Source organism: Streptomyces sp. SID14478, assembly GCF_010548525.1.
Taxonomy (GTDB): domain Bacteria; phylum Actinomycetota; class Actinomycetes; order Streptomycetales; family Streptomycetaceae; genus Streptomyces.
On the sequence record NZ_JAAGMG010001204.1, the window covers coordinates 1 to 4,280 of the forward strand.

6 protein-coding genes are annotated in these 4,280 nt (G+C 74.3%); 4 read left to right on the top strand and 2 right to left on the bottom strand.

What is annotated here, in order from left to right; all coding sequences use genetic code 11:
• The coding region (locus G3I40_RS38515) for a hypothetical protein (protein WP_164559467.1) at positions 1 to 218 on the top strand (218 nt) is incomplete at its 5' end.
• A gap of 9 nt (positions 219 to 227) precedes the next feature.
• On the opposite strand, the gene G3I40_RS38520 is transcribed toward G3I40_RS38515, so the two are convergent.
• Together G3I40_RS38520 and G3I40_RS38525 are read right to left on the bottom strand one after the other, a co-directional pair.
• A complete protein-coding gene (locus tag G3I40_RS38520) occupies positions 228 to 908 on the bottom strand; it encodes a M15 family metallopeptidase (protein ID WP_343245155.1) in 681 nt (226 codons plus the stop codon).
• Positions 909 to 967: 59 nt separating this feature from the next.
• The gene (locus G3I40_RS38525) at positions 968 to 1,687 is read right to left on the bottom strand and encodes a GntR family transcriptional regulator (protein ID WP_164559468.1); all 720 of its coding nucleotides are present in this window, start codon (positions 1,685 to 1,687) and stop codon (positions 968 to 970) included.
• Positions 1,688 to 1,771: 84 nt separating this feature from the next.
• Between G3I40_RS38525 and G3I40_RS38530 the strand changes: the two genes are divergently transcribed.
• The 3 genes from G3I40_RS38530 to G3I40_RS38540 all read left to right on the top strand — a co-directional run bounded on the left by G3I40_RS38530 (position 1,772) and on the right by G3I40_RS38540 (position 4,186).
• Entirely contained in the window at positions 1,772 to 2,029 is a 258-nt protein-coding gene (locus G3I40_RS38530; RefSeq protein ID WP_164559469.1) for a hypothetical protein, read from the top strand.
• Positions 2,030 to 2,083: 54 nt separating this feature from the next.
• Positions 2,084 to 2,827, top strand: coding sequence for a hypothetical protein (locus tag G3I40_RS38535; RefSeq protein ID WP_164559470.1), 744 nt, complete (start codon positions 2,084 to 2,086; stop codon positions 2,825 to 2,827).
• A gap of 132 nt (positions 2,828 to 2,959) precedes the next feature.
• On the top strand, positions 2,960 to 4,186 hold the full coding sequence (locus G3I40_RS38540; protein WP_164559471.1) for a 4-hydroxybenzoate 3-monooxygenase: 1,227 nt from the start codon (positions 2,960 to 2,962) through the stop codon (positions 4,184 to 4,186).
• The last annotated feature ends 94 nt before the right edge of the window (positions 4,187 to 4,280 follow it).

A 4,280-nucleotide genomic window follows, 5' to 3' on the forward strand; every position in this document is an offset into this window, starting at 1 on the left:
TCGCCCCGCTGCGCACCTGGTCGGCGGGGCCCGGCGCGGCCCTCACCCCCGCCGACTTCCCGGGCCGCTTCGCGCGGCAGGTCCTGGCCGAACGCGACACCGCCTGCCGCACCCTCACCGCATCGGGCCTGGTGCGGCTGCGCGCACGGGTGCCCGAGGCGGTGGCGTTCCTGGAGCGGGCGCCGCTGGAGGGTGCGGAGACCGTCGACCGGCCCTGAGCGTCCTCCTCAGCGTCCGTTCGCGGAGAAGTGCTGGTAGTCGGGGTGTGCCCAGCGCGCTCCCCACGCCCAGCCGACGTGCCGCATCGCCGTGGTCACGGCGTCCCCGGCACGGAGCATGCCCGGCGCCCGCCGTCGGCGGTCGAGGTAGCGGGCCCCGGCCGCGGGATGGACCCGGCCGTGCACGTCGACGTACGGGTTCTCGAGCGTGTTGATGTCGACGGCGTCACCGTACGAGTGCTGCGAGGTGACACCCGCGTTCCCGGTCACGCCACGGCAGTTGAAGGCGGAGGTGTTGTCGTCCGCCATCGCGGCCGTGTCGGAGCCGTCGTACGCCGCGAGCGTGCGCATCTTGCGGATCGGGAACCGCGCGGCGAACGCCTTGCCGAAGACGTACACCACGTCGTCGACGACACGTGACTGCACGACGATCTCGCCGCGGTGCACCCGTCCGTCGAACCCCCAGTGGTCGAGCCGGACGAGGCGCAACCGGGCCGGCGCCACCGGGCAGCCGCGATGCCACGTACGGCCGAGCCGGGCGGTCGTGACGCCACCGACCTGGTACGTGAACCGGGGCGGGGGTCCGTCGGCGCCGTGGGCCGGTGCGGGAGCGGCGGACAGGAGCAGCCCTGCCGAGAGCAGGGAAACCGAGAGCGCTGAAAGCGGCTTGAAGCGGAAGATATGGGACACCGGGTCAACCTAGACGTCGCCGCCCGTGATGCCGCCGGGAAACGCCGCAAAGACGTGCGTCAGGCCCCGCGTCGGCGCCTGCGGGCCGCGACCGCCTGCGGATCGATCTCGGGGTGCGCCCAGCGGGCGGCCAGGGCCAGGGACTCGGTGCGGCCGTCGGCGACATGGGTGTGCGCCAGGGCCGCCGCCCGGTCCGCGTCGCCGGCCGCGATCGCCTCGTACAGCACCTCGTGCTCCGCGCACTGCCGCGCCGGGTCACGCTGCGCGGTCAGTCGGAACAGCCAGTGCGTCCGCGTCTCCAGCGGCCGCATCATGCTCGTGAGCAGCGGATTGTCGGCAAGCTCCACGATGTCGGTGTGAAAGCCCGCGTTCGCGGCGGCGATCGCGGCACGGTCCTTCGCGCGCGTCGCGGCACGTGCGGCGTCGAGCCGGGCCGCGAGCCGGGCGAGCCCGTCGGCATCGCACCGCTCGGCGGTCAGCCGTGCGGCAAGGGACTCCAGTGACTCGCGTACGTCGAACAGATCGCGGACGTCGGCCGGGGTGAACGGCGCCACCAACGCACCGCGGTGCGGCACGATCAGCACGAGCCCGTCCGCTTCGAGGCGGCGCAGCGCCTCACGCAGCGGGATGCGGGAGACGTCGAGCTCGGCGGCGAGGTCCCGCTCCACGAGCCGCTCGCCGGGCTGGAGCTGGACCTCGAGGATGCGCCGGCGCAGGGTCTCGTAGGCGCGCTCGCGCAGCGAGCCTCGGGGCGCGTTCGCCCGCCCAGCCACTGTCACCAGGGTTCCTCCGCTTCGATGAGGCTCTCACAGTAAGCGACCGGCGAGCGGCCGATTGTCAGTGGTGGCTGCGAGGGTGGGGCCATGGACGAGCACGAGTTCATGCAGGGAAGGGTGTACGGCGCCGACCACGAGGACGCGGGGCCGCGTCCCGGGCGTTCCTACGCACAGCTGGTGGGCGGCCCGCTGGACGGGCTGCTCCTGGACGTCACCGGCCGGTCCGCGGCCACGGCCGTGGCGCTGCCCACCGAGCTGGGCGCGTTCGGGCCGGGCGGCCGCGCACTGTACGGCCCGGCGGACCCGGACGGACGCCGGTTCACCTGGCACGGCGACGCACCGTGAACGGACGGGAAACCGCTCGCCTTCGCCGGTCGCCCCGCGCCATGATCGACCACCATGACGACGACGTTGGGGCAGGAGAGCCTGATCCGCGCTGCCGCGCGGGACAACGCCCACTGGTGCGCCGCGATGTGCCGCGTGCACGGCGTGCAGGGGGAGTTCGGGTCCGATGCGTGGACGGCGCCGCGCCGTACGCCGCTGCGCTATCCCGACGCGGTGACGCTCGCCCCGGGCACGCGGGCCTCGGCGCTGGTGCCCCGGATCGACACGACGATGCCGGGCGCCACGGTGAAGGACAGCTTCGCCGATCTGGCGCTCGCGGACCACGGTTTCACGGTGCTCTTCGAGGCCCGGTGGATCCACCGCCCCGCCGGAGCGCCCGCGCGCGGGCCCGACGAGAAATGGGACGTGGTGCGGGAGCCGGCCGCACTGCGCGCGTGGGCGTGGGCGTGGTCCGACGGGCAGGACGACGAGGCGGACCTCTTTTGGCCCGGACTCCTCACGGAACCAGGGGTGTGCGTGCTCGCCGGGACGGATAGCGAGGGGCGCGTCGTGGCCGGAGCCGTGGCGAGCGTGCACGAGAGCGGGGACAGGGACGGCGTGGTCGGCGTGGTCGGCGTCTCCAACGTGTTCGCGGCGGACGGTGACCTGACGTCGGCCTGGCCCGGGGTACTGGACACGGTGCACGCGCTGTTCCCCGGCCGCCCCCTCGTCGGCTACGAGCAGGGCGATGCCCTGACGGCGGCGCTCCACCAGGGCTTCGCGCCGATCGGCCCGCTGCGCGTCTGGCTGCACGCATGACGCGCGCGGGAGAGGGCGCGAGCGGCGAGGCCGTCCTCCGGCGGGCGACCGGCGCGCAGGCGGACGAGGCGGCCGCTCGTGCCGTGACACCCACCAGGTCCGCCGTACCCGGCCGACCGCCATACTGGCCCGGTGACGACCTCCTCGCACCTCAACTCCCCGTCTCCGCAACGGGTTCCGGTCGTGATCGTGGGCGCCGGGCCGGCCGGGCTCACCGTCGGGAACATCCTGCGGGCCGCGGGCATCGACTGCGTGGTCCTGGAATGCGAGACCCGCGCGTTCATCGAACAGCGGCCGCGGGCCGGCGTCCTGGAGGAGTGGGCGGTGCGCGGCCTGGAGCGGCGGGGCCTGGCGGCAGGTCTTCTCGCCCGCGCGGAACGGCACACCGCCTGCGAGTTCCGCTTCGAAGGGGAGCGGCACCGGTTCCCGTACACGGAGCTGACGGGTGATCACCACTTCGTCTACCCGCAGCCGCTGCTGGTGAGCGACCTGGTGCGTGAGTACGCCGATGTACGCGGCGGCGACATCCGCTTCGCCGTCGGCGACGTACGCCTGCACGACGTGCACTCGGACCACCCCGCCGTCTCCTACCTCTGCCCCGACACCGGTCAACGGCGGGTGCTGCACTGCGCGTTCCTCGCCGGATGCGACGGGGCGCGCGGCGTGAGCCGTGCCGCACTGTCCGCCGACCGGGTGCGGGTCGCGCGGCACGACTACGGCCTCGGCTGGCTCGCCCTGCTGGCCGAGGCGCCGCCGTCCTCGGACTGCGTGCTCTTCGGCATGCACCCCGACGGCTTCGCGGGACAGATGCCCCGCAGCCCGCAGGTCACCCGCTACTACCTCCAGTGCCCGCCCGGCGACGACCCGGCGAACTGGCCGGACGACAGGGTCTGGGAGCAACTGCACCGGCGCCTCGCGGCCACCGACGCCGCCCCGCTCGCCGAGGGAACGCTGATCGAGAAGCGGGTCCTGGACATGCACGACTACGTCGTCGAACCGATGCGCCACGGGCGGCTGTTCCTCGCCGGGGACGCCGCCCACCTGGTCGCGCCGATCGCGGCCAAGGGCATGAACCTCGCCCTGCACGACGCGTTCCTGCTCGGCGACGCGCTCGCCGCGCACTGTGCCGGGCTCCCCGGGGCCGAGGCCGGGCTGGCGGGCTACTCGCAGGCGAGTCTGCGCCGCGTGTGGGACTACCAGGAGTTCTCGCAGTGGCTCTCGGAGGTCTACCACGGGGCGGCGACGGGGGACCCGTTCCGCGCGGGCACCGCCCTCGCCCGGATGCGGCGCCTGTTCACGTCCCCGAGCGCCGCGGCCGCCTTCGCGGAGCAGTACCTGGGCACGGCCGGGCGCTACTGAGCTGCGCCCCGGCCGGGACCGGTGGCCCTGTCGATTCGTCAGTGCCCGGCCGGGTCGACGGCCGCCCGTTCCGCGACGCGCTGGAGCAGGCGCC